At 73.8% G+C, this 23,633-nt stretch carries 22 protein-coding genes; 10 read left to right on the top strand and 12 right to left on the bottom strand.

Annotated features, from left to right (window positions below; genetic code table 11):
• Positions 1-51 precede the first annotated feature (51 nt).
• Both ABZZ17_RS15030 and ABZZ17_RS15025 read left to right on the top strand, forming a co-directional pair.
• Positions 52-1,077: a hypothetical protein gene (locus ABZZ17_RS15030; protein WP_356875900.1), complete on the top strand. Its 1,026-nt coding sequence runs from the start codon at positions 52-54 to the stop codon at positions 1,075-1,077.
• Between the two features lie 235 nt (positions 1,078-1,312).
• Complete coding sequence (locus tag ABZZ17_RS15025; RefSeq protein WP_356875898.1) at positions 1,313-1,963, top strand: HAD family hydrolase; 651 nt, start codon at positions 1,313-1,315, stop codon at positions 1,961-1,963.
• Between the two features lie 59 nt (positions 1,964-2,022).
• Here the strand turns inward: ABZZ17_RS15025 and ABZZ17_RS15020 are convergent, their stop codons facing one another.
• The gene (locus ABZZ17_RS15020) at positions 2,023-2,277 is read right to left on the bottom strand and encodes a hypothetical protein (protein WP_356875896.1); all 255 of its coding nucleotides are present in this window, start codon (positions 2,275-2,277) and stop codon (positions 2,023-2,025) included.
• Positions 2,278-2,476: 199 nt separating this feature from the next.
• Between ABZZ17_RS15020 and ABZZ17_RS15015 the strand changes: the two genes are divergently transcribed.
• A complete protein-coding gene (locus ABZZ17_RS15015; protein ID WP_030012939.1) occupies positions 2,477-2,860 on the top strand; it encodes a cold-shock protein in 384 nt (127 codons plus the stop codon).
• Positions 2,861-2,930: 70 nt separating this feature from the next.
• Here ABZZ17_RS15015 and ABZZ17_RS15010 read toward each other — a convergent pair whose 3' ends face one another.
• The 4 genes from ABZZ17_RS15010 to ABZZ17_RS14995 form a co-directional block, all read right to left on the bottom strand.
• Positions 2,931-3,788, bottom strand: coding sequence for a 1,4-dihydroxy-6-naphthoate synthase (locus ABZZ17_RS15010; RefSeq protein WP_356875894.1), 858 nt, complete (start codon positions 3,786-3,788; stop codon positions 2,931-2,933).
• On the bottom strand, positions 3,775-4,500 hold the full coding sequence (locus ABZZ17_RS15005) for a futalosine hydrolase (protein ID WP_356875892.1): 726 nt from the start codon (positions 4,498-4,500) through the stop codon (positions 3,775-3,777). The genes ABZZ17_RS15010 and ABZZ17_RS15005 overlap by 14 nt, the downstream gene beginning before the upstream one ends.
• 13 nt (positions 4,501-4,513) lie before the next feature.
• Positions 4,514-5,002, bottom strand: coding sequence for a DUF2771 domain-containing protein (locus ABZZ17_RS15000; protein ID WP_356875890.1), 489 nt, complete (start codon positions 5,000-5,002; stop codon positions 4,514-4,516).
• A gap of 91 nt (positions 5,003-5,093) precedes the next feature.
• Complete coding sequence (locus ABZZ17_RS14995) at positions 5,094-6,473, bottom strand: MFS transporter (RefSeq protein WP_356875888.1); 1,380 nt, start codon at positions 6,471-6,473, stop codon at positions 5,094-5,096.
• A 315-nt stretch (positions 6,474-6,788) separates the two neighbouring features.
• On the opposite strand from ABZZ17_RS14995, the gene ABZZ17_RS14990 reads away from it, so the two are divergent.
• Positions 6,789-7,706 (top strand): DUF3027 domain-containing protein, encoded by a 918-nt coding sequence (locus ABZZ17_RS14990; RefSeq protein ID WP_356875886.1) that lies wholly within the window; start codon positions 6,789-6,791, stop codon positions 7,704-7,706.
• 212 nt (positions 7,707-7,918) lie between these two features.
• On the opposite strand, the gene ABZZ17_RS14985 is transcribed toward ABZZ17_RS14990, so the two are convergent.
• On the bottom strand, positions 7,919-8,983 hold the full coding sequence (locus ABZZ17_RS14985; RefSeq protein WP_356875884.1) for a helix-turn-helix domain-containing protein: 1,065 nt from the start codon (positions 8,981-8,983) through the stop codon (positions 7,919-7,921).
• A gap of 69 nt (positions 8,984-9,052) precedes the next feature.
• A complete protein-coding gene (locus ABZZ17_RS14980) occupies positions 9,053-10,087 on the bottom strand; it encodes a WD40 repeat domain-containing protein (RefSeq protein WP_356875882.1) in 1,035 nt (344 codons plus the stop codon).
• A gap of 76 nt (positions 10,088-10,163) precedes the next feature.
• On the opposite strand from ABZZ17_RS14980, the gene ABZZ17_RS14975 reads away from it, so the two are divergent.
• The 3 genes from ABZZ17_RS14975 to ABZZ17_RS14965 all read left to right on the top strand — a co-directional run bounded on the left by ABZZ17_RS14975 (position 10,164) and on the right by ABZZ17_RS14965 (position 13,218).
• A complete protein-coding gene (locus tag ABZZ17_RS14975) occupies positions 10,164-10,856 on the top strand; it encodes a GDSL-type esterase/lipase family protein (protein ID WP_356875880.1) in 693 nt (230 codons plus the stop codon).
• Positions 10,857-10,915: 59 nt separating this feature from the next.
• A complete protein-coding gene (locus ABZZ17_RS14970) occupies positions 10,916-11,905 on the top strand; it encodes an aldo/keto reductase (protein ID WP_356875878.1) in 990 nt (329 codons plus the stop codon).
• 248 nt (positions 11,906-12,153) lie between these two features.
• The gene (locus ABZZ17_RS14965; protein ID WP_356875876.1) at positions 12,154-13,218 is read left to right on the top strand and encodes an MmcQ/YjbR family DNA-binding protein; all 1,065 of its coding nucleotides are present in this window, start codon (positions 12,154-12,156) and stop codon (positions 13,216-13,218) included.
• On the opposite strand, the gene thpR is transcribed toward ABZZ17_RS14965, so the two are convergent.
• The 3 genes from thpR to ABZZ17_RS14950 all read right to left on the bottom strand — a co-directional run bounded on the left by thpR (position 13,182) and on the right by ABZZ17_RS14950 (position 15,621).
• Positions 13,182-13,736, bottom strand: a complete 555-nt coding sequence (thpR, locus tag ABZZ17_RS14960; RefSeq protein ID WP_356875874.1) for an RNA 2',3'-cyclic phosphodiesterase — start codon at positions 13,734-13,736, stop codon at positions 13,182-13,184. The two genes, ABZZ17_RS14965 and thpR, sit on opposite strands and share 37 nt — an antisense overlap.
• 78 nt (positions 13,737-13,814) lie before the next feature.
• Entirely contained in the window at positions 13,815-15,077 is a 1,263-nt protein-coding gene (locus ABZZ17_RS14955; protein ID WP_356875872.1) for an MFS transporter, read from the bottom strand.
• A gap of 106 nt (positions 15,078-15,183) precedes the next feature.
• Positions 15,184-15,621, bottom strand: coding sequence for a MarR family transcriptional regulator (locus ABZZ17_RS14950; RefSeq protein WP_073919573.1), 438 nt, complete (start codon positions 15,619-15,621; stop codon positions 15,184-15,186).
• A 119-nt stretch (positions 15,622-15,740) separates the two neighbouring features.
• Between ABZZ17_RS14950 and ABZZ17_RS14945 the strand changes: the two genes are divergently transcribed.
• Entirely contained in the window at positions 15,741-15,923 is a 183-nt protein-coding gene (locus tag ABZZ17_RS14945; protein WP_266574969.1) for a ribbon-helix-helix protein, CopG family, read from the top strand.
• Here ABZZ17_RS14945 and ABZZ17_RS14940 read toward each other — a convergent pair.
• Positions 15,916-17,343, bottom strand: a complete 1,428-nt coding sequence (locus tag ABZZ17_RS14940) for an NCS2 family permease (RefSeq protein ID WP_356875869.1) — start codon at positions 17,341-17,343, stop codon at positions 15,916-15,918. The genes ABZZ17_RS14945 and ABZZ17_RS14940 overlap by 8 nt on opposite strands.
• A gap of 139 nt (positions 17,344-17,482) precedes the next feature.
• Between ABZZ17_RS14940 and ABZZ17_RS14935 the strand changes: the two genes are divergently transcribed.
• Complete coding sequence (locus ABZZ17_RS14935; protein ID WP_356875867.1) at positions 17,483-17,806, top strand: DUF2530 domain-containing protein; 324 nt, start codon at positions 17,483-17,485, stop codon at positions 17,804-17,806.
• Between the two features lie 120 nt (positions 17,807-17,926).
• Entirely contained in the window at positions 17,927-20,380 is a 2,454-nt protein-coding gene (locus tag ABZZ17_RS14930) for an HAD-IC family P-type ATPase (protein WP_356875865.1), read from the top strand.
• Between the two features lie 41 nt (positions 20,381-20,421).
• Here the strand turns inward: ABZZ17_RS14930 and ABZZ17_RS14925 are convergent, their stop codons facing one another.
• Positions 20,422-23,571: a molecular chaperone Hsp90 gene (locus tag ABZZ17_RS14925; protein WP_356875863.1), complete on the bottom strand. Its 3,150-nt coding sequence runs from the start codon at positions 23,569-23,571 to the stop codon at positions 20,422-20,424.
• Between the last annotated feature and the right edge of the window lie 62 nt (positions 23,572-23,633).

The following is a 23,633-nucleotide window of genomic DNA, read 5'->3' as shown; positions in this document are numbered from 1 at the left end:
CACGGGCGCACGCGCTACCTTCGGGGCAGGCGGGACGTGAGGAGCCGGGGCGTGGGCATCGAGAGCGACCATCTGGTCTACGAATATCTGAGCCGGGTCGGGGACTTGGCGCAGCGACGGCAGCTGTCGTCGGGTGACCGGATGCGGCTGGTGTCGGGACTGCGGGACGAGATCGACCGTCGGCGCGCCACGTACGAACCGGAGACCACGGCGGCCGTACGCGGCATCCTGGAGCGGATCGGGACGCCGGAGGAGGTCCTGGACACCGTGGGCGAGCTGACGCGCGCCGCGGCGCCGGCGCCGGTCACCGTCCCGGAGGTGGCGGCCGCCGCGGTGCCGACGCAGCGGGGCCGGCTGCGGCGCAGGCCCGCGCCGCCCCCGGCGGAGGAGCCGCGGAACGTGCCGCCGCACCTCGCCGGGCTGGACGAACTCGGCACCCCCGACGGGGCCGAGCCCGACTGGTGGCGCGTCGGGCCGGGCGCGGCCGCGCTCGGGACCGGGCCGCAGGTCGAGGGTTTCGCGGGCGGCATCGAGATCCCGGACCTCTTCCGGGAACGGGAGGACGACCCCGACGGATCCGGGTCCGGGCCGGGTTCCGCGCCCGCCCCCGCGACGCCGCCGGGGCCTTCGGAGTCGGGGACGCGCAAGCTCGTACGGGTCCTGCGCGAGCGCCGGGAACGCCGCGAGCAGCGCAAGGTGGCCGCCGCCCCCGCACCCGACGCGGCCGGGGCCCCGGCCGGCCGGCGCCGCCCGCACACGTTCCTGCTGCTGGCCGCCGTCCTCCTCGTCGCGGGGGCGCTGACCGGGTACTGGATGCTGTTCGCCGTCGGCTGGCTGGTGGCGTACGGGTCCCGGGTGCTCGGGCCGACGGAACGCAAGTGGGTCGTCTTCGGGCTGCCGGGCGGGATCTTCACCGGGGCGGTGCTGTGGCTGTGGGGCCGGCGCGCGGGCCGCTGGGGCGAGGCCCTGGCCGACGACGGGCTGGGCGCGGCGTTCCACGACATGTGGCCCGGCCTGGCCCGGGGGGCGGCGCTGGCGACGGCGGTGTACCTCTTGTGGCGTTCCCGCCGCGGTTAGCCTCCGGCGGGCGGGCGGGGTGCCCGTCCGGTGCGGCGCCGTAGGGACCTGGCGGAGCGGCGGAGAGGGGCGGCCGGATGTGGCGGGCCCGGCGGCCGAATGCGACACGTCCTTGGAGAAAGCCTGGAGGGGGCCCCGAGAACGGGGGTCGGGATGTCACCACATTTCACGTTCTGGTAAGGCAAAGCTAAGTCCTCGTTCCGCTTAGCCGGTGGGGTCTCGGCACAATGGGCCCATGACCTCCCACCCCCACACCGTGACCGGCGCCGCCCTTTTGACGGTCGGCTTCGACCTCGACATGACCCTGATCGACTCCCGCCCCGGCATCAAGGCCACGTACCAGGCGCTGTCGGCCGAGACGGGTGCCTTCATCAACGCGGACGAGGCGATCACGCGCCTCGGGCCGCCCCTGGAGGAGGAACTCGCGTACTGGTTCTCCGAGGCGGAGATCCCGGCGATGCGGGACCGCTACCGGGAGATCTATCCCACACACGCCATCGAGCCGACCCCGGCCATGCCGGGGGCCCGCGAGGCCATCGCCGCCGTCCAGGCCCTCGGCGGCCGGGCGATCGTCGTCACCGCGAAGAACGAGCCCAACGCCCGCCACCACCTGGAGCACCTCGGCATCGAGGCCGACGCCGTCGTCGGCTGGCTGTGGGCGGAGGCCAAGGCGGAAGCCCTGCGCGAGTACGGGGCGCAGGTCTACGTCGGCGACCACGTCGGCGACGTACGGGGTGCCCGGACCGCCGGCGCGGTGTCCGTGGCGGTGGCGACCGGTCCGTGCTCGGCGACGGAACTGCGCGCGGCGGGCGCCGACGTGGTGCTCGCGGACCTCACCGCGCTCCCGCAGTGGCTGGCGCAGTACGCGGCGGCCCGCGCGGCCTGAGCCGGGCGGGGCGGCGGTCCGGGCGGCGTTCCGGTCGGCTGTCCGGCGGCGCGCCCCCCTCAGGCGGCCTGGGAAGCCCGGGCCGCCTTGCGCTGCGCCGCGGCCGAGCGGAGCACGCCCGCCGCCGAGATGGCGAAGCCGACGCCCATCAGCATGCACACGGCCCACGCGTACGACGGGAACGGATCGACGTCGAGGAACAGCGGGGCCATCGTCGCGAGGGTCGCCACCGCGCCCGCGATGAACACGATGCCGCCGGCCTTGACGAGTCCGTCGCCGGGCCGCGCATCGTCGGGATGAGGAGTAACAGTCACCCCACCAGGGTAGTTCCCTGGCCGAAGCAGTGAACCGGAAGGACGGCGGAAGGGCCCCGGGAAGGACCGGGGAACGTCTTGTCACCCGTTTCTGGACCATTAGCCTGGAGGAGGCGGGTCGAAGGACCCGCTGCACTGCTATCCGGAGCCGCTCACCCCGGCCGACCGGACCCGACGAGTACAAGGACAGAGGACGGACGTGCCTACCGGCAAGGTCAAGTGGTTCAACAGCGAGAAGGGCTTCGGCTTTCTCTCCCGCGACGACGGCGGAGACGTCTTCGTCCACTCGTCGGTGCTCCCCGCCGGGGTCGACGCGCTCAAGCCCGGCCAGCGCGTCGAGTTCGGCGTCGTCGCGGGGCAACGCGGTGACCAGGCACTTTCCGTGACAGTGCTGGATCCGGCGCCCTCGGTCGCGGCCGCGCAGCGCCGCAAGCCCGACGAGCTCGCCTCGATCGTGCAGGACCTGACGACCCTGCTGGAGAACATCACGCCGATGCTGGAGCGGGGCCGCTACCCCGACAAGGTGCACGGCACGAAGATCGCCGGACTGCTTCGCGCGGTGGCCGACCAGCTCGACGTCTGACCGCCCGGACGGCCACGGTGCCCCGCCGCTCGAACGAGCCGCGGGGCACCGCCGCGTGCGGCCGCGGACGCTACGGGAAGGCGAGCGCGTCCGGCGGGATGGCCGGAACAAGACCCTCTGCGGCGGCCCTGGTCAGCAGCCCGCGGACGGCCGCGTACCCGGCGTCGCCGAGGTCGGCGGTGAACTCGTTGACGTACAGCCCGATGTGCTGGTCGGCGACCGCCGGATCCAGCTCCTGCGCGTGCGCCCGCACGTACGGCCGGGACGCCTCGGGGTCGTCCCACGCCATCCGCACCGAGGCACGGGCCGCCCCGGCCAGCGCGCGCAGCGTCTCCTCGCCCAGCGACCGCTTGGCGATGATCGCGCCGAGCGGGATCGGCAGGCCCGTCGTGGACTCCCAGTGCTCGCCCATGTCGGCCAGGCAGTGCAGCCCGTAGTCCCGGTAGGTGAACCGGGCCTCGTGGATGACCAGTCCGGCGTCCACCCGGCCGTCGCGCACCGCCGGCATGATCTCGTGGAAGGGCAGGACGACCACCTTCCCGACGCCCTCGGGCAGCACGTCGGCCGCCCACAGCCGGAACAACAGGTAGGCGGTGGACCGTTCGCTCGGCACGGCCACGGTCTTCCCGGCCAGGTCCGTGCCCGGCTCCCGGGTCAGGACCAGCGGCCCGCAGCCGCGCCCCAGGGCCCCGCCGCAGGGCAGCAGCGCGTACTCCTCCAGCACCCACGGCAGGACGGCGTACGACACCTTCAGCACGTCCAGCTCACCGCGCTCGGCCATGCCGTTGGTGACGTCGATGTCGGCGAAGGTCACGTCGAGGGCGGGCGCCCCCGGGATCCGGCCGTGCGCCCACGCGTCGAACACGAACGTGTCGTTCGGGCAGGGCGAGTAGGCGATGTCCAGGCGGGCGCGGTCACCGGTGCTCATGTCGTTCTCCCCAGTTGACGAGTACGGGTCCCAGGGCGCGGAAGCCGTCTGCGAGGGCGGCCAGCGCCTCCCCGATCCGCCAGGCGGCCCGGTCGCGCGGCCCGACGGCATTGGACACGGCGCGGATCTCCAGGACCGGCAGCCCGTGCGCGGCGGCGGCCTCCGCCACCCCGAAGCCCTCCATGGCCTCCGCGCCCGCGAGGGGGTGCCGGGCGGCGAGTTCGGCGGCGCGGGCGGCGCTGCCGGTGACGGTCGAGACGGTCAGTACGGGCGCCAGCAGCGCCCCCGTGGCCTCCGCGGCGGAGGCGGCCAGTTCGGCGGGCGGCAGGTGCACGCTGCGGCCGAAGCCGAGTTCGGCGACGGGCAGGAAACCCTCGGGCGTCTCGGCGCCCAGATCGGCGGCGACGAGCGCGTCCGCGACCACCAGGGAACCGGGCGGGGCGGCGGGCGCGAACCCGCCGCCGATGCCGGCGGAGATGACGAGGGAGTAGTCGGCCAGCGCGAGCGCGGTGGCCGTGGCGGCCGCCGCGGCGGCCGGGCCGACACCGCCGACGAGCACGTCGACGGCGAGACCGGGCAGGTCCCGGCGGGTGATGAGGTACCCGCCGGGCAGGGTGCGCGGCTCCGGGGTGACCGGGTCCGGATGAGGGGTGAGACCGGAGGCCGCGGATTCGGCCTCCGCGGCCACCGCGGTCACGACGAGCGCGCGCACGGGAAGCCCCCGCTTACTTCAGCTTGAGCTTGAACGACCAGACGGCGAGCGGCTTGCCGTCCTCGCCCACCTGGACGAAGCCGAGCATCTTCGAGGCGGGCGCCTCGCCCTGGCCGCCGGTCGCGAAGACGTCGGCGCCCTGGAAGCTGCGGTAGGTGTTGGAGGAGGGCTCGGTGATCGGCTGTCCGTCGAGGACCGCCTGCCACTGCTTGCCGTCCTCGACGACCTCCGGCTCGACACCGAGGCGCAGCGTGTCGCCGCGGCCGTAGTCGATGGTCTTGGCGTCCTTCAGGTTGGTCAGGCACTCCTGGACGCGGTCCATGGAGAGGTCCTTGCCGTCGGCGCGGCAGTCGGACTCGGCGGACACCGTGGAGGAGCCGACGGTCACGGTCGCGAGCGGAGTCGGCTTGTCGCAGGCGGAGAGGAGGAGGAGGCCGGCGGACACGGCTCCGAGGGCCGCGACGCTGCGGCGGGCCCTACCCGGGAAAAGCGGTGCGGTCATGAGCCGAAGGCTATCGGGCCACCCGCCCCGACCGCCGCACGGGGGTGGTGCGGTGTGGCTCACCCCCGCCCGCGGTCCGTCCGGCGGGGTGTCAGGCGACGCGGGGGCGGGAGCGGCCGGGGTGGTGGCGAGGGGTGGAGAGCAGGCCGCGGAGGGCCATCGTGGTGCCGCAGGCGACGATGGTCGCGGCGACGGCCATGCCCAGTACCCCGTTCAGCGGCAGCACGATGCCGATCGCCCCGCCCAGCACCCACGCCACCTGGAGCAGTGTCTCCGAACGGGCGAAGGCGGAGGTCCGGACGGCCTCCGGGACGTCCCGCTGGATCATCGCGTCCAGCGACAGCTTCGCGAGGGCCTGGCAGAAGCCGGCGGTCGCGCCCAGCACGGCCATCATCGCCCCGCTGAACAGGGCCGCCGCGGCGACCGCCACCGCGAGCGTCAGGCACAGCACCGTGGCGATGATCGCCTCCGGTGCCCGCGCCCGCAGCCACGCCCCGACCGCGGTGCCGCACGCGTTGCCGAGCCCCGCCGCGACGCCCACGATCGCCAGCGACACCGCCGCGCTCTGCCCGGCGAGCGGGTGCTCGCGCAGCAGGAACGCCAGGAAGAAGATCAGGAACCCCGACAGGGCCCGCATGGCCGCGTTCGCCAGCAGCCCGCACAGCACCGGCCGGCTGACCGTGCGCAGGCCCGGCCGCCGCGAGTGCGCCTCGTGCGTGGACAGCCGCGCCCGGCGCTCCCCCTTCGCCTCGTCCACCTTGTGCGGCAGCTGGAACGCCGCGAACGTCCCCCAGACGAAGATCGCGCAGGCCCCGTACAGCGGCCACGGCGGGCCGATCGTGTGCAGGGCGGCCCCCACCGGCGCCGCCGCGCCCGTGGCCAGCAGGCCCGCCAGGGTGACCCGGGAGTTCGCCTTGACGAGTGAGAACTTCGGCGGGAGGAGCCGCGGCACGACGGCGCTGCGCACGACGCCGTAGGCCTTGGACGCCACCAGGACCCCGAGGGCCGCCGGATACAGCTCCAGCCCGCCCGTCGCCACCGCGCCCGACATCATCAGGGCGAGCAGCGCCCGTGCCAGCATCGCCGCCGCCATCGCCGCCCGCCTGCCGTGCGGCAGCCGGTCCAGCAGCGGGCCGATCACCGGGGCCAGCAGGGTGAAGGGGGCCATGGTGATGGCCAGGTACAGGGCCACCCGGCCGCGTGCCTCGTCCGTGGGGACCGAGAAGAACACCGTCGAGGCCAGCGCCACCGTGATCATCACGTCGCCGGCGCCGTTGATGGCGTGCAGTTCGATCAGTCGGCCGAGTCCCGATTCACCCGCCCCGTGCGCGTGCGTGGCCCGCCGGATCCCGCGCGCCGTACCGGTGATGGGAAGGTGCAGGGCACGCCCGACGGCCCGGCCGGCCCGCTTGGCCGGTCCCGAGCCGTCGTCGGACGACCGTGCGGGTGCCACGTGGCCATAGTGCCCCACTCGGCCCTCCCGGACCCCTCCCGGCACGTCCCGGGTACGGTCCTTGTCCGCGAATCGGACCTCGCATGTGGGACGAAGGCTTCGGAGGAGGTAGCGTGCGTAGCGCGCCACCGGCGGTTGCTCTTGGCCGCGCGCCTCTTCGCGATCCCGCAGAATGGATCGCAGTGGGGTGCGCCCGAGGCCGATCGGGCGCGGACGTCGACGCGGCCCTCTGGTCCGCTCCGCCCGCGCTACGTACGGACGAGACCGACGGGTCGTTGTGGACGACAGTACGGACGGCGCACTCGTGAGACGGCGTAGGAGAGAACGAGACCTGTGAGTGCTGCGACGACGCGAAGCCGTACCCCGCGTACCCCCGACCGCCTGTGCGCCGAGGCGGTAGAACTCGCCCGTGCGGCGGCCGAGGAAGCCGCCTTCCCCGGAGTGGTGGGGGAGCACGTCTCCGCCGTCGCGGAAGGCGACCGGGTCGTCACGCACTTCTTCGAGTGCAAGGAGCCCGGCTACCGGGGCTGGCGCTGGGCCGTCACCGTGACCCGCGCCTCCCGCGCGAAGAACGTCACGCTCGACGAAACGGTGCTGCTGCCGGGTGACGACGCGCTGCTGGCCCCCGAATGGGTGCCGTGGAGCGAGCGGCTGCGTCCGGGCGACATGGGTCCGGGTGACCTGCTGCCCACCGACGCCGACGACCTGCGGCTGGAGCAGGGCTGGTCCGACGAGGACGCCCCGCCGCCGAACTCCGTCGTCTCGGAGCAGATGGCCGAACTCGTCGAGGCGGAGGACGCCGACGTCACCGATCGGGTGGTCGTGCCGGCGCGCGGCTCCATCACCGCGGTCGCCGAGGAACTGGGCATGCGGCGGGCGCGGGTGCTCTCGCGGTACGGCCTGCACAGCGCGGCCGACCGCTGGGACGAGTCCTTCGGCGCGAAGACCCCGATGGCGCAGGCGGCGCCCGCGTCGTGCGTGTCCTGCGGGTTCCTCGTCAAGATCGGCGGCTCGCTGGGGCAGGCCTTCGGGGTCTGCGCGAACGAGTTCGGTCCGGCCGACGGCCGCCTCGTGTCCCTCTCGTACGGCTGCGGCGGGCACTCCGAGGCCGCGGTCATGCCGAAGCCGCTGCGGCCGGCGCCGCCGGTGCTCGACTCGATGGCCACGGACGAATTCCCCCTGCGCCCGCCCACCGACTCCGGCTCGGTCCCGGTGACGGACGTGGCGGCGTCGGACCTGGGTCACTCGTAACGCCCGCCCCGGCGGGGCGGAGCGCGCGCGACCCCGCGGACGGGTGAACGCGTACCCCCGCCCCGGGGCGGAACGCTCGACGGACGGGCCGTTTCCCGGCGCCGTCCCCGCACTCCGGTCCGGTTCCTCGCCGTCACCCCCGTGAACGGCAAGGAACCGGCCCGCAGCGGTTCGTGGCCGGCCGTCCCCGAACGGGTGGCCGGAATCCGAGCCTAGGCCCGGCCCGGGGGCCCGGCCTGCGCACCGCGCGCAAGGAACGTTGATCCTGCGCGCAGGCCCTCCGCGACGGCGGGCGGCGGCCCGGTGTCCTGCGGCCAGGGCCCGCCGTGGCGCAGCTCCGACGGGGTCGTCCCGTACGCCCGGCGGAACGCCCGGCTGAAGACGGCCGGGCCGGCGAACCCCCACCGCGCGGCGATCGCGTGGACGGGCCGGCCGAGCAGCTCGGGCCGGAGCAGGTCGGCGCGGCTCCCCTCCAGCCTGCGGCGCCGGATCGAGGCGGCGACGCCCTCGGGCCGGCCCTGGAACAGCAGGTGGAGCCGGCGCACCGAGATGTGGTGACGGGCTGCCACCATGCCGGGCGTGAGCCGTGGATCCCCGAGGTTGTGGTCGATGAACGCGTCGATCTGCCGCAGCAGCACCTGTTCGCGGGCCTCGGCGGGCAGGTCGTCGTACACGTCCAGGCGCTCGGCGAGGCAGGCCGTCGCCAGGTCGACCGCGGCCGTGCCGAGACGGCCCAGCTCCCGCTCCCCGCAGCCGTCCGCATGCGCCCCGACCGTGCCGAGGAACTGGGCCAGGACCGCGCCCGTGCCCCGGCCCGCGGGGATCCGCTGGGCGAGCAGCCGGTCCAGCCGGTCGGCCCGGAACGGCAGCGCCGCCCGGGGCAGTTGCATGACCACGGCGCGGACGGTGCCCCCCTCCTCGGGGGCGCCCGCCTCGTAGGGGTGGGAGGTGTCCCACAGCACGAGGTCGCCGGTCACGGGGCCGGATTCGCCCCGGCGCTGGGCGATCCACATCGGGCTGCCGGTCACCAGGGCCAGCTGGTACTGCTCCGGGTCGTTCTGCCGGATGAGCGTCGGCGTGCGCCGCGAACGCAGCGCGGAGTAGCTGAAGGCGGACACCTGGACCGCGCCCAGGTCCAGCAGGGTGGCCTCGGCCCGGAAGGACTCCGGCTCCTCGCAGCGGATCGACGTCGGTGCCAGCGAGCGGGCGATCAGCTCGGTGAACCAGTCGAACCGGTCCCGCGCCGGCACCGCGGCCGAGGACAGTTCCGCCCTCATCCTCCGCAACCCCTTCCGCCGTGCTCCGTCACACCGGTGGGGACGCCGTCCGGCGGGTTCCGGTTGCGGTCAGGGCCGGGTGCGGCGGCGCAGCAGCCGCTTGCCGGCCAGGACCAGGGCGGTGCCCACCACGAGGACCAGCGCGCCCTTGGTGAAACTCCCGTCCTCCCCGGCGGGGCCGCCCGCCTGCGGCGGGGACCCGGGCCGGGCCGGTGCCGCGCCCGACGGCGACGGGGCGCCGGGGGAGGCGGGGGAGGTCCCGCCGTCCGGGTCCGCCGGAACCGCGACGACCCGGCTGTTCGCGCCCTCCGAGCCGAACATCAGCGTGGTCCCGTCCGCCGAGTACGCCACGGATTCGGCCTGGCCCTGGAACGGGGCGCTCACCCGCGTGCCCTCACCCTGGGGGCGGCCGTCCTTCCACGGGTAGGTACGGGCCGTGAAGTAGCCGCGCAGCGTCAGCCGGCCGCCGTCCGGGGAGAACGCCCCGTCCGTCACCCACGGCACGTCGGAGACCCGCCGGAACACGTTGGGCCCGCCCGCCGACAGCCGTTCGGGTCCCTCGTACAGGCCGCCCGTCCGCTCGTGCTTGCTCGCGACGTACACGCGGCCCGTCACCGGATGCACCATCAGCGCCTCGGCGTTGCGGGGCCCGTCCGCGTACGTGACGGTGAACTGCTCGGCCTTCACGGTGGCGTCGGCCAGCTGCTTCGGCTCCGGGAAGCGGTAGATCCACACGTGGTCCCAGGTACCGTCCCGGTTGTCGCCGATGTCCCCGACGTACAGCTGACCGTCCGGGCCCAGGGAGATCGCCTCCACGTCGCGGGGCGTGCCGATCCCCGTCAGCGTCACCCGCGCGACCGTCTTGCCCGTCGCCGCGTCGACCGCGTACACGTACGGGCCGTCGTCGCTGTCGTTGTGCGTCCAGTACACGCCCGGGTGCAGGCGGCTGGCCGTGAGCCCGCTCGACTCCCGGATCCGCGGGTCGGTGATCGTGAACCCGGCCGCGGGGGATTCCGCGGCCGCGGCGGCCCCCGGCAGCGCGGCGGGAACGGCGAGGGCGGTGAGGACGGCGACGACGGCGGACGACCGGGGCAACAGGCGCATTCCCCCAGCCTGCCAGCCCGCTGCGCGTGTCCGGCGTCACAGGGGCTTCCGTCGCGCGATCCGCGATGATGACCGGATGCGTTTCATGTTCGTCGGCGACTCCATGACCATCGGACGCGCCGGCGACTACACCTGGCGCTACCGGATGTGGCAGCACCTGCGCGCCACCCTGGACACCCCCTTCGAGATCGTCGGCCCGCGCACCGCGCTCTACGACGCCGCCGCCGACGCGGCCACCAGCCACGCCTACGCCGCCGCGGACTTCCCCGGGCCCGCCCGCCGTCACCTGGCCGGCTGGGGCGAGGGCTGGCAGCACATGGCCCCCCTCGTCGGACCCGCCGCCGCGGCCGGCGAGGCCGACGTGCTGCTCGTCTCCCTCGGCCTGATCGACCTCGGCTTCTACACCCGCGCCGACCAAACCGCCGACAACGTACGCCGGTTCGTCGACGCGGCCCGCGCCGCCCGGCCTCGCGTCCGCATGGTGCTGCTGCCGGTCATCCCGAACGTCCGGGCCCGGGACGAGGCGCCCTTCGCGCAGGAGGTGGCCCGCTTCAACGAACTCCTCGCGAAGGCGGTCGCCGACCTGTCGACGGACGCCTCGCCGCTCCTGCTGGCCGCGCGGCCGCAGGCGTACGACATCCGCCACGACACCTACGACGGCACGCACCCCAACGCCTCCGGGGAACACCGGCTGGCCGGCGAGTTCGCGGCCGTCCTGCACCAGGCGTGGGGCGTCGGCGGCCCCTACCGGCCGGCGGACGGGCCGTAACACGCCCTTCACGGGAGGGTCTTGCCTGGAGCGCACTCCAAGCAGTTGGCTAGTGACCCATGAAGTACACGCAGCTCGGACGCACGGGCCTCAAGGTCAGCCGCCTCGTACTCGGCACCATGAACTTCGGCCCCCAGACCGGGGAGCCCGAGAGCCACGCCCTCCTGGACTCCGCCCTCGACGCCGGCATCAACTTCGTTGACACCGCCAACGTGTACGGGTGGGGTGAGAACAAGGGCCGCACCGAGGAGATCATCGGCACCTGGTTCGCCCAGGGCGGCGACCGCCGCGAGAAGACGGTCCTCGCCACCAAGGTCTACGGCTCCATGTCCCGTGAGGCCGACACCTGGCCCAACCACGACCGGCTCTCGGCGCTGAACATCCGCCGGGCCGTTGAGGCCAGCCTCACGCGGCTCCGCACCGACCACATCGACGTCTACCAGTTCCACCACGTGGACCGGAACACCCCCTTCGAGGAGATCTGGCAGGCCGTCGAGGTCCTGATCCAGCAGGGCAAGATCCTCTACGCGGGCTCGTCGAACTTCCCCGGCTGGAAGATCGCCCAGGCCAACGAGACGGCGGCGCGCAGCGGACGCCTCGGCCTGGTCAGCGAGCAGTGCCTCTACAACCTCGCCGAGCGGCGCGCGGAGATGGAGGTCATCCCGGCCGCCGAGGAGTACGGGCTCGGGGTCATCCCCTGGTCCCCGCTGCACGGCGGCCTGCTGGGCGGGGCGATCCGCAAGGCGGCGGAGTCGGGGCGCACGGCGTCGGGCCGGTCCGCGGACGCGCTGGCCAACAGCACGGTCCGCGCGCAGGTCCAGGCGTACGAGGACCTGCTGGCCAAGCACGGTCTGGAACCCGGCGAGGTGGCGCTGGCCTGGCTGCTGACCCGGCCCGGGGTCACGGGCCCGATCGTGGGTCCGCGCACGGAGGAACAGCTCGCGTCGGCGCTGCGGGCGGTGGAGCTGGAGCTCCCCGAGGAGGTCCTGACGGGCCTCGACGAGATCTTCCCGGGTCCGGGCCCGTCGCCGGAGGCGTTCGCCTGGTAGGGGCCGGGCCCGGCGGGCCGGGGATCCCGGGCCCGCCGTCGCCGGAGCGCCGCCCGGGGGCGCCGTACCGGGCGGCTACTGGCCCAGGGCGGACGCCACGGCGACGACGACGAACATCAGCACGAGCACACCGGCCATGACACGGTTTCTGGTCTTCGGATCCACCCGTCGAGACTAACGCGACCGCCGCCGGTCCTTCGTACGGCCCCCGGCCCCCACGGGCGGGGGCCGTGCGGGAGACTGCCGTCATGGTGACCGTGGAGGACGTACGGCGGCTGGCGCTCGCGCTGCCGCGCACCGAGGAACACCTCGTCCGGGACCGGGTGAAGTTCCGCATCGGCCGGATCGTCTACCTCGCCCTCTCCCGCGACGAGACCGAGCTCGGGTTCGCCTTCCCGAAGGAGGAGCGGCCCGCGCTGGTCGCGTCCGAGCCGGACAAGTTCTCCCTGCCCGGCACCGGGGACATGCGCTACAACTGGGTCCACGCCCGGATGGCCGCCCTGGGCCCCGACGAGCTGGCGGAACTGGTCACCGAGGCCTGGCGCATGTGCGTACCGGGCCGGGTGGCCCGGGAACACCTGGACGGCCCGGGCGCGCCACACCGCACCCGGGGCTCCGCCGGCGAGGGGCCCGGCGGGCCGGCGGGGGAGCTGCCGCCCGCGCCGGGTCTCGCACGGCTGCGGGAGGCCGCCGGGGTCTTCGGGGCCTTCCCCGGGGTGGACCGCAGCTGGCTGGCACTGGTCGCGGACACCGCGCCCGGTCTCGACCTCTCCGACGCCGCGCACCGCAGCGCGCTGCACCGCTGGCTGAACACCTGGGGCTGCCGCATCCGCTACCCGCGCGACGGCGAGCCCGACCTCCTCGGCGCCGGTCTCGCCGCGTGGTGGACCCGGCACCCGCTTCCCGGGGCGCCGCTCGCGGAACTGACCGACGCGGACGTGGCCCGGCTGGCGGCCGCGTACGGGGAGCTGGCCGCGCTGCCGGCCGGCCGCCGCACCCTCGGCCCGACCGCCGCCGCGAAGGCCCTGTTCGCGCTGCGGCCGCGCACGGTGATGCCGTGGGACGCGGCGATCGCCACCCGGCTGCACGGGGGCCGCGACAGCGCGGCGTTCGAGCGCCACCTGCGCACGGGCCGGGCCTGGGCGCGGGAGCTGCTGGCGGGCAGCGGGCTGGACGAGGCCGCGCTGACGGCGGACCTGGGCCGGCCCGGGCTGCCGCTGGCGAAGGTGCTCGACGAGTACCTGTACGTGACCCTCAGCCACGGCGGCGGCGCGGCTCAGGGGGACAGCGGCCAGTCCCGTACGACCTCGTAGCGGGGCTGTTCGCCCGGCACCCCGCTCGTGGGGAGGTTGCTGCGGACGAGGCTGAGGGTGTCGGCCTGCCAGGGAGTGCCCTCGAAGCCGGCGAGGGCGTCGAGGCAGGGCCCCAGGTCGCCGCCGGTACGGCTGCGGGCGAGGGTCAGGTGCGGGGTGTAGCGGCGGTGCTGGTCCATCGGGACCCCGGCCCGGCGGGCGGCGGCGTCGCAGCGCTCGGCCAGCAGGCGCAGCGAGTCGAGCCCGCCGGCGGCTCCGGCCCACAGGGCGCGGTCGCCGAAGTGCCCGGCGCCGCGGAGGCGCAGCGGGAAGGGTGCGGTGCGGGAGGCGGCCCGGCGGAGCCGCTCGTACAGGTCGGGCAGGACCTCGTCCCGGACCTCCCCCATGAAGGCGAGGGTGAAGTGCCATCCGGGCTCGGCGGTCCACCGCAGCCCTTCGAGGCGGGGGGCCGCGGCGACGGCGGCGCGCAGCTCGGCGGTGGCGTCGGGCGGCGGCAGTACGGCGGCGAACAGCCTCATGCCCCGACCATAGCCGCGCCCCGGACCCCCTGGCCCCGCCCCCGGCCACCGGCCCGGGGCGGCGGGGCCGCGGACGGCCTACGCCGCGGTGGTGAGTTCGCGGGTCGGGCGTGCCGGGACGAAGGTGAGGCCGCGGCGGCCCACGTGGAGGCGGAGGTTGCCGACGCGGGAGAGGACCAGTGCGATGGCGAGGGCGGCGGTGAGGGATATCAGGCCGCCGGCGGCCATGCCGATCCGGGCTCCGTAGGTGTCGGTGACCCAGCCCAGCAGCGGGGCCCCGAGAGGGGTGCCGCCGGTGAAGACCATCATGAACAGCGCCATGACCCGGCCCCGCATCTCCGGGTCGGTGGCCATCTGGACGCTGGAGTTGGCGGTGACGTTGACGGTCAGGCCGAAGACCCCGATGGGCACCAGCAGGGCCGCGAACAGCCAGAAGCCGGGTGCGAAGGCCGTCACGGTGAGGAGTCCGCCGAACAGGACGGCGGCCGCCACCAGCAGGCGCAGCCGGGAGTGGCCGCGCCGGGCGGCCAGCAGTGCCCCGGCGAGGGAACCGGCCGCGATGAGGGTGTTGAACAGTCCGTACGTCCCGGCGTCCCCGTGGAAGACGTCGCTGACGAACGCCGACAGCCAGATCGGGAAGTTGAACCCGAAGGTGCCGATGAACCCGACCAGGGCGATCGGCCAGATCAGCTCGGGGCGGCCCGCGACGTACCGCAGTCCCTCCCGCAGCTGCCCCTTCGCGCGGGGCTGCGGTTCCACCGGGTGCAGTTCCCCGGTCCGCATCATGAGCAGGCCCGCGATGGGCGCGGCGAAGGACAGTCCGTTCAGCAGGAACGCCCAGCCGGAGCCGACGGCGGTGATGAGCACGCCGGCGATCGCCGGGCCGACCAGCCGCGCGGACTGGAAGTTGGCGGAGTTCAGGCTGACCGCGTTGGCGACCTGGTCCTTGCCGACCATCTCGGGGACGAACGTCTGGCGGGCCGGGTTGTCGAGGACGGTGACCAGGCCGAGCAGGAAGGCCGCCAGGTAGACGTGCCAGACCTGGACGTGTCCGGCCAGGGTGAGGACGGCGAGCGCGACGCCGGTGAGGCCCATCGCGCTCTGGGTGGCCAGCAGCAGCGGCCGCTTGGGCAGCCGGTCGGCGAGTACGCCTCCGTAGAGGCCGAACATCAGCATCGGCAGGAACTGCAGGGCGATGGTGATGCCGACGGCGGAGGCGGAGCCGGTCAGGGAGAGGACGAGCCAGTCCTGGGCGATGCGCTGCATCCAGGTGCCGGTGTTGGAGACGACCTGGCCCGTCGCGAAGAGCCGGTAGTTCCGGATCTTCAGCGAGCTGAACATGGAGTTCTTGCCCGCGGGTGCGGCTGTAGTGGGGGTGGATGTGTGGCCGGGTGCGGAGTCTGCTCCGGTTCCCGTACTCAAAAGCGTTCGCCTCCTGGCGTCGTTCCTACAGGTGCGCGAGCTTCTCCAGGACGGGAGCGGCCTCGCGGAGCTTGGCCCATTCGTCCTCGGTGAGCTCGGCCGCGAGCCCGGCCAGGAAGGCGTTGCGCTTGCGACGGCTCTCTTCGAGCATCGCTTCGGCTTCCTCGGTCTGGCGGACCACCTTCTGGCGGCGGTCGTCGGGATGCGGTTCCAGCGTGACCAGTCCCTTGGCCTCCAGCAGCGCGACGATGCGTGTCATCGACGGCGGCTGGACGTGCTCGCGGCGTGCCAGCTCACCGGGGGTGGCGTGGCCGCAGCGCGCGAGGGTGCCGAGCACCGACATCTCGGTCGGGCTGAGCGACTCGTCGACGCGCTGGTGCTTGAGGCGCCGGCCCAGCCGCATGACGGCGGAGCGGAGGTCGTTCACGGCGGCAGCGTCGTCGCCATGGGAAAGGTCATGCATGTCTTTAGAGTAACTCATTACCCTACCTAAGGAACACCGTATAGATCGAGTCACTCGTACGGGTGAGTCGGCCGCGGAAAGTGACACGCGTCCGCACCCTGTGGCCCGACCCTTTCGGCATGGGGACACATGTGCTGAGCATGCGCATAGACGGGGAGCTGCTGGAGCGGCTCCGGCACCATGCCGCCAAACGCGGAATGAGCGTCCAGGACTATGTCGTCCGGACGCTCATTCGCGATGACTTCGACGAACGGTTCAAGACCGCCGTCGACGAGACGGAGAAGTTCTACGGGCTCACGTGAGGCCGAGGGCCGGCATCGCGTAGTAGAAGACGAAGACGGCGGACACGGCGTACATCGCGGCTGGGACCTCGCGGCCCCGGCCCGTCGCCAGGCGCAGCACGGAGAAGCTGATGAAGCCGATGCCGATGCCGTTGGTGATCGAGTAGGTGAAGGGCATCATCACCATGGCCAGGAAGGCCGGGACGGCGATGGTGAAGTCGCTCCAGTCGATGTCCCTGACCGAGCCCGCCAGGATCAGGAAGCCGACCGCCACGAGCGCGGGGGTCGCGGCCTGGGACGGCACCATCGTGGCGAGCGGGGTCAGGAAGAGCGACACGGCGAAGAGGCCGCCGGTGACGACGTTGGCCAGGCCCGTACGGGCGCCCTCGCCGACGCCCGCCGTGGACTCGACGAAGCAGGTGGTGGCCGAGGAAGAGGTCGCGCCGCCCGAGGCGACGGCCAGGCCGTCGATCAGGAGCACCCGGTTGATGCCGGGGAAGTGGCCGTCCTCGTCGATCAGCTTCGCCTCGTCGCCGACGCCGAGGATGGTGCCCATCGCGTCGAAGAAGCAGGACAGCAGCACGGTGAAGACGAAGAGGATGCCGGTGAGCAGGCCGACCTTCCCGAACCCGCCGAACAGGCTGACCTGACCGACGAGCCCGAAGTCGGGCGCGGCCACCGGGTTGCCCGGCCACTCGGGCACGGTCAGGCCCCAGGCGAGGCCCGGCAGGTCGGTGATCAGCTGGACGGCCACCGCGATCGCGGTCATGACCACGATGGAGATCAGGATCGCGCCGGGCGTCTTGCGGATCAGCAGGGCGAGCGTGAGCAGGACGCCGACCACGAAGATCAGGACCGGCCAGCCGTGCAGGTGGCCGTCGCTGCCGAGCTGGAGCGGGACGGTGGTGTGCGCGGCGTCCGGGATGCGGGAGACGAAGCCGGAGTCGACGAGGCCGATCAGCATGATGAACAGGCCGATGCCGATCGCGATGCCCTTGCGCAGGCCGAGCGGGACCGCGTTCATGACCCGCTCGCGCAGGCCGGTGGCGACCAGCAGCATCACCACGAAACCGGCGAGGACCACCATGCCCATCGCGTCGGGCCAGCTCATGCGCGGGGCCAGCTGGAGGGCGACGACGGTGTTGACGCCGAGACCGGCCGCCAGCGCGATGGGGACGTTGCCGATGACACCCATGAGGAGCGTGGTGAAGGCGGCCGTCAGGACGGTGGCGGTGACGAGCTGGCCGCCGTCGAGCTGGTGCCCGTACATGTCCTTCGCGCTGCCCAGGATGATCGGGTTGAGCACGATGATGTAGGCCATCGCGAAGAAGGTGGCCAGACCGCCCCGGACCTCGCGGGCCACGGTCGAACCGCGCTCCGAGATCTTGAAGTAGCGGTCCAGGCCGTTGGTGGGGGCCGCGGCGGGTGCCGAGGTGCTCATGCGGTCCTCAAACTGGTTGATTTAGCGATTCATACGAATGAATCAGGCCGTAGGCAAACCGTTTCAGTATGAACACATGAGCGGAGCGTGGTCCATCTCCGCGCGTAGACCTGAAATCAGGCCACCTAGACTGGGCCGCATGGCGAAGTGGACTGCGACACACGAGGCGCCCGAGCCCCTGGAGGGCCCGGTTGTCGCCACCATCACGGGCGGCACCATCCTCTGGTTCGCCCTGTTCGTCGTCCAGCTCCCCTTCTACGGATGGTTCGCCGACCGCGACCTGCTGTGGTGGGTCTGGACCTGCGCGGCCGGCGGCGGGCTCGGCCTGATCGGCATCTGGTACGTCCGCGGCCGCGACGCCGCCCTCAAGCGCCACGCCGCCGAGCAGGAGGCACTGGCCGCGGCCGAAGCCGCCCCGCCCGGCAGCGCGGAGCCCGACGCCGACGCCGACGCCGACCGGTAGCAGGCCTCAGGGACGGGCCGGGGGACGGGGGCGACCAGCGGAGGATTCCGCTCATCCTCAGGTCGGATCTTCGGACCGCTCGGCGGGTGAACCGTTCGAACCCCCTTTACCGTCGGAAGCATGACGCAGCGGGCGAAGATCGACCAGGACGGGCCGGAGCGGTCCGGCGCCGCCATCGACGCGGGAGCCGAGCTCGATCCGGTGCACCCCGTGAAGCCGCCCGCCCCCCTCTTCAAACCGGGCGGCCTCAGCACCGCGCAGGTCGCCGAACGCGTCGCCCGCGGCGACGTCAACGACGTCCCCGTCCGCTCCTCGCGCTCCACCAGTGAGATCGTCCGCGCCAACGTCTTCACCCGCTTCAACGCGATCATCGGCGTCCTGTGGGTGATCATGCTGATCGTCGCGCCCATCCAGGACAGCCTCTTCGGCTTCGTGATCGTCGCGAACACCGGCATCGGCATCATCCAGGAACTGCGCGCCAAGAAGACCCTCGACGGGCTCGCCGTCATCGGCGAGGCCAAACCCAGCGTCCGCCGCGACGGGACCACCGCGGAGATCTCCACCTCCGCGATCGTCCTCGACGACGTCATCGAACTCGGGCCCGGCGACAAGGTCGTCGTCGACGGCGTCGTCGGCGAGGCCGACGGCCTGGAGATCGACGAGTCCCTCCTCACCGGCGAGGCCGACCCCGTCCTGAAGAAGCCCGGGGACGAGGTCATGTCCGGCTCCTTCGTCGTCGCCGGCGGCGGCGCCTTCACCGCCACCAAGGTCGGCCGCGAGGCCTACGCCGCCCAGCTCGCCGAAGAAGCCTCCCGCTTCACCCTCGTCCACTCCGAACTGCGCTCCGGCATCTCCACCATCCTCAAGTACGTCACCTGGATGATGATCCCGACCTCGATCGGCCTGATCATCAGCCAGCTCGTCGTCAAGGAGAACAACCTCAAGGACGCCATCGCCCGGACCGTCGGCGGCATCGTCCCGATGATCCCCGAAGGGCTCGTCCTCCTCACCTCCGTCGCCTTCGCCATCGGCGTCATCCGGCTCGGCCGCAAGCAGTGCCTCGTGCAGGAACTGCCCGCCATCGAGGGCCTCGCCCGCGTCGACGTCGTCTGCCTCGACAAGACCGGCACCCTCACCGAGGGCGGCATGGACGTCACCGAACTGCGCCCCCTCGGCGGCGCGGACCCCGCCTACGTCAAGAAGGTCCTCGGCGCCCTCGGCGAGTCCGACCCGCGCCCCAACGCCAGCCTCCAGGCCATCATCGACGCCTACCCCGACAGCGCCGAATGGCGCTGCACCGAGTCACTGCCCTTCTCCTCCGCCCGCAAGTACAGCGGCGCCAGCTTCAGCGAGGGCGACGGCGAGAACAACACCTGGCTGCTCGGCGCCCCGGACGTCCTCCTGCCCGTCGGCGACCCGGCCCTGGAGGAGATCAACACCCTCAACGAACAGGGCCTGCGGGTCCTCCTGCTGGCCCGCTCCGCCCGCGAGCTCGACGACGCCGCCGTGGCCGGCGGCGTCCGGCCGACCGCCCTCGTCGTCCTCGAACAGCGGCTGCGCCCCGACGCCGCCGACACCCTGCGGTACTTCGAGGACCAGGACGTCAAGGCCAAGGTCATCTCCGGTGACAACGCCGTCTCCGTGGGCGCCGTGGCCGGCAAGCTCGGCCTGCCCGGGGCGCAGGACACCGTAGACGCCCGAGGGCTGCCCACAGAGCGGGCCGAGATGGCCGCCGTCCTCGACCGGAACTCCGTCTTCGGCCGGGTCACCCCGCAGCAGAAGCGGGACATGGTCGGCGCCCTCCAGTCCAACGGCCACACCGTCGCCATGACCGGGGACGGCGTCAACGACGTCCTCGCCCTCAAGGACGCCGACATCGGCGTCTCCATGGGCTCCGGCTCCGAGGCGACCCGGGCCGTGGCCCAGATCGTCCTCCTCAACAACAGCTTCTCCACCCTGCCGTCGGTGGTCGCCGAAGGCCGCCGCGTCATCGGCAACATCACCCGGGTCGCCACCCTCTTCCTCACGAAGACGGTCTACTCGGTGCTGCTGGCCGTCCTCGTGGTCTGCTCGCAGGTCGAGTACCCCTTCCTGCCGCGCCACCTGACCCTGCTGTCGACGCTGACCATCGGCATCCCGGCGTTCTTCCTCGCCCTCGCCCCGAACAAGGAACGCGCCAAACCGCACTTCGTGAAACGCGTCATGCACTACGCCATCCCCGGCGGCGTCATCGCGGCCACGGCCACCTTCGTGACGTACATCGTGGCGCGCGCCCACTACACCGGCCCCGAGGCGCTGGAGGCCGAGACCAGCGCGGCGACCCTGACCCTGTTCCTGACCTCGATGTGGGTCCTGGCGATCATCGCCCGCCCGTACACGTGGTGGCGCGTCGGCCTGGTCGGCGCGATGGGCGGGGCCTTCCTGATCGTCCTCGTCGTGCCCTGGCTCCAGGACTTCTTCGAACTCAAGCTGGTGGGCACGACGATGCCGTGGACCGCGGTGGCGATCGCCGCCGCCGCCGCGACCCTGATCGAGTTCACGTTCCGCTGGGTCGACCGGAAGTTCCCCGCGTAGGGACCGGGTTCCCGGGTCCCTGCGCGGGCATCGGCCGGAGCTCAGTCGAACCAGCGGTCGCGGGCCAGTTCCGCCGTCCGGGAGGGGTCTTCCAGGAGGGCGGCCACCTCGAAGCGGCGGGGCCACTGGCCCGCGGCCCAGGCCAGGCCGGCGGCGACGCCCTCCAGGGTGGCCGCGTGGAGCGTGCCGTCCGGGGTGCGGCGCCAGTCGAGCTCGGTGCCGCCCGCGACCAGTTCCTCGTGCTCCAGGTACGTCGGCGGGGTCGCCGGCCCCAGCAGGACCCGTACGGACTCCGGTACCTCGTGCTCCTCGCCCGGGGTGGTCACCTCCGCCGGGACGGTGTCCGAGAGGCGGCGCACCTGGAGGAGGTCGGCCAGGTCGGCCGCGCGGGACGGGGCCACCGGCAGCAGGGGCAGGCCCGCGGTGAGGGGCAGCAGGTCGGGGGCGTCGGCGACGAGGGCGTCGGCCGCGTCGACCACGACGACCTCGCCGTCCACCACGGCCCGGAGTTCGTCCGGGAGGGTGACCTGCTCGGGGTCCAGGTCGGCCAGGGCCCCGTACAGGCCGTGCAGGCGGCCGCCCGTCACCTCGCGGTCCGGGTCGGCGAGCCGGGACAGGAGCTCGGCCGCGCCGCCGGGCTCGTCGAGGAGCGCGGCCACGGTGGTGCGTACGCCGAGGGCGCGCAGGACCTGCTCGTCCTCGAAGCCGGTGGCGTCCGCCGGCGTGTACAGGCCCTCCAGCAGCGGATCGCCGCCCGCGGCGCGCAGCCCGGCGGGGCGGCGGCCGTCGAGGACGGGGTGGTCGCGCAGCCACCAGGCGGTGTACGGGCGCACCGACTGGGTGGTGCCGTCGGGGAGGAGGATCCGTACGGGCTGGACCAGGGCGTCGCGCAGCGGGGGCTGCGCGAGCATCGCCAGGGCCTGGGGCCAGCGGTCGTCGTCGACGAGGTCGAGGTCCCGGACGGCGACGAGCTCGGTCGCCACCGGCGGTACGGGGGTGTCGGGGAACTGGTCGAGGAGGTCCTCGCACCACACGTCGACGGCGTCCAGCAGCCCGACGTCGTCGGGCTCGGCGTAGTCCCCGTCGCGGGGTTCCAGCTCGTCGGGGTCGAGGACCACGTCGGTGGCGCGGACCAGCTGGAAGGCGGTCAGGACGCCGCAGGCGGCGAGGGTGTCGGCGTCCCACCGCTCGGCGAGTTCGGAGTCCAGGTACGGGATCTCGTCCTCGCGCAGCACCGAGGCCAGCGGGCTGCCGGCGAGCAGGAGTTCGCCGGCCGGGGTGGGTTCGCCGTCCTCGTCGGGCAGGGCCAGCGCGCCCAGCCAGGGTTCGTCGCCGGGGGCGAGGCCCGCGTCGCGGACCAGGGTCAGGACGACCTCGGCGAGTTCGTCGGCGTCCAGCGCGTCCTCGTCCCAGATCTCCCCGGCGTCGAGGGAGGCGGCCACGGCGGCACGGATCTGCGGGGTCGTCAGGACGGCCCGCGGGGTGGCGGGGAGGGCACCGAGCTTCTCCAGCAGCGGGTGCGCGGCGTCCGGATGGGCCACCTTCAGGCCGAGGCGGGCCAGGTCGGCGGGGGTGTCGGTGCCGGGCAGCAGGAGGTGGCGCGGGCCGATCGCGGTACGGCCGTCGGCGAGGGGGACGGGCAGTCCGGAGAGCCGGTCGGGGTCCACTCCGGCGAGGCTGTCGTACAGCCGGTGCCACCACTGCGGGGTCCGCTCGATGCCGGCGATCCGCTCGATGGCGTCGCCGAGGGGGAGCCGGCCCACACCGAGGGTGCGCAGCTCGGGGCGGCGTTCCAGACCGGCGGGCAGCAGGGTCGGCAGGACCTCGGCGAGGACGCGGACGGTGTCGGCGCCCGCCCCTTCGACGACCTCGGCCTCGAACGGGCGCAGGGCGCTCCGCCGCTCCCCGGCCTCCTCCGGCGCTTCCTCGTCGGGCTGCGCCGCCGGGGCCGCCGGGGCGAGGAACGCGGTGCGGGGCAGGCGCCGGAGGACGGCGCCGCGCAGGGCCCCGTCGAGTTCGCCCTTGCCGAGCGGGCCGGGTACGAGGTCGACGAGGGCGGTGGTCACCGGGTCCCAGGCGCCGAGGAGTTCGGCGTACGCGTCGGCGGCGCGTTCCACCAGGAAGTCGGTGAGCGGGCCGGGGGCGGGGTGGCGGCGCGAGGTGTCGAGCGGCAGCGAGGCGATGAGCAGGGCGGGGATGCCGAGCGGCTCGTCGGTGGGGGTCGGCGCGTGGACGACGGGCGCGGTGCGGGGGCGTTCGGGCGCGCCGTCGGCGTCGACGGGGGCGGCCCAGGTGACGGTCCACGTCGGCCGCAGCCGCTCCTCGACGGGCCGGTCCGCGAGGAGTTCCCGCTCGATGGGGCCGCTGTGGCGGACGGTGCGCCAGCGGTGGGTGCCGGAGGCGGAGTCCTCGATGACGGTGTAGGGGCCGTCGGTGCGCCGGTAGAGGACGCGGTGCCCGGCGGCCGGGGTTTCGACGACGACCTCGCGCAGCCCGGGCAGGGTGAGCAGCAGGGCGTCGTCGATGCCGGCCAGCAGCCGCTCCACGAGTTCCTCGGCGGCGGCGTCGCGCAGCGGGAGGACCACGACGGTGTCGTAGCCCTCGGGGGCGGTGCCCTCGGCGGGCAACGGCAGGCGCAGCAGCGGGACGTGGCCGTCGCGGCGGCGGAGTTCGTCGCCGAGGCCGGGGCTGCCGACGGCGGCGTCCCGGGCCATCTCGCGGGACTCGGCGAGGGACCAGCGGACTCCGCCGTGGCGGCCGAGGACCGCCGGTTCGTCGGAGACGGCCAGGACGGCGGCGAAGCCGACGCCGAAGCGGCCGACGGTCTCGCCGGAGCCGTCGGTCTCGCGCTTGGCGGAGGCCCGCAGGGTGCTCAGCGACTCCACGCCCGTCGCGTCGAGCGGGGCCCCGGTGTTGGCCGCGGCGAGGACGGCGTGACCGCCCTCGCCGGGGTGCAGGGTGAGCCGCAGCCGGCCGGGGACCTTGGCGCGGGCGGCCGCGTCGGCGGCGTTCTGCGCCAACTCGACGACGAGCCGGTCCCGGTAGCCGCCGAGCGCGAGGTCCTCCTCGGCGTTGGCGTCCTCCCGGAAGCGGGCCGGGCCCGCGCCCCAGGCGTCGAGCACCCCGCGTCGCAGCCGTGCGGTCCCGAAGGGGTCCACGCCACTCTGTGCCGCTGTCACTCGCACGTTCACGCCGCTGCCTCCAAGAACTCGCCCGGCCCGGAACCTTCCGCGCCTGCCCCGAACTGCTGAAG

Origin of the sequence: Streptomyces sp. NPDC006512 (assembly GCF_040611935.1) — a bacterium.
Taxonomy (GTDB): Bacteria; Actinomycetota; Actinomycetes; order Streptomycetales; family Streptomycetaceae; genus Streptomyces.
This window is presented reverse-complemented; position numbering and strand designations above follow the sequence as displayed.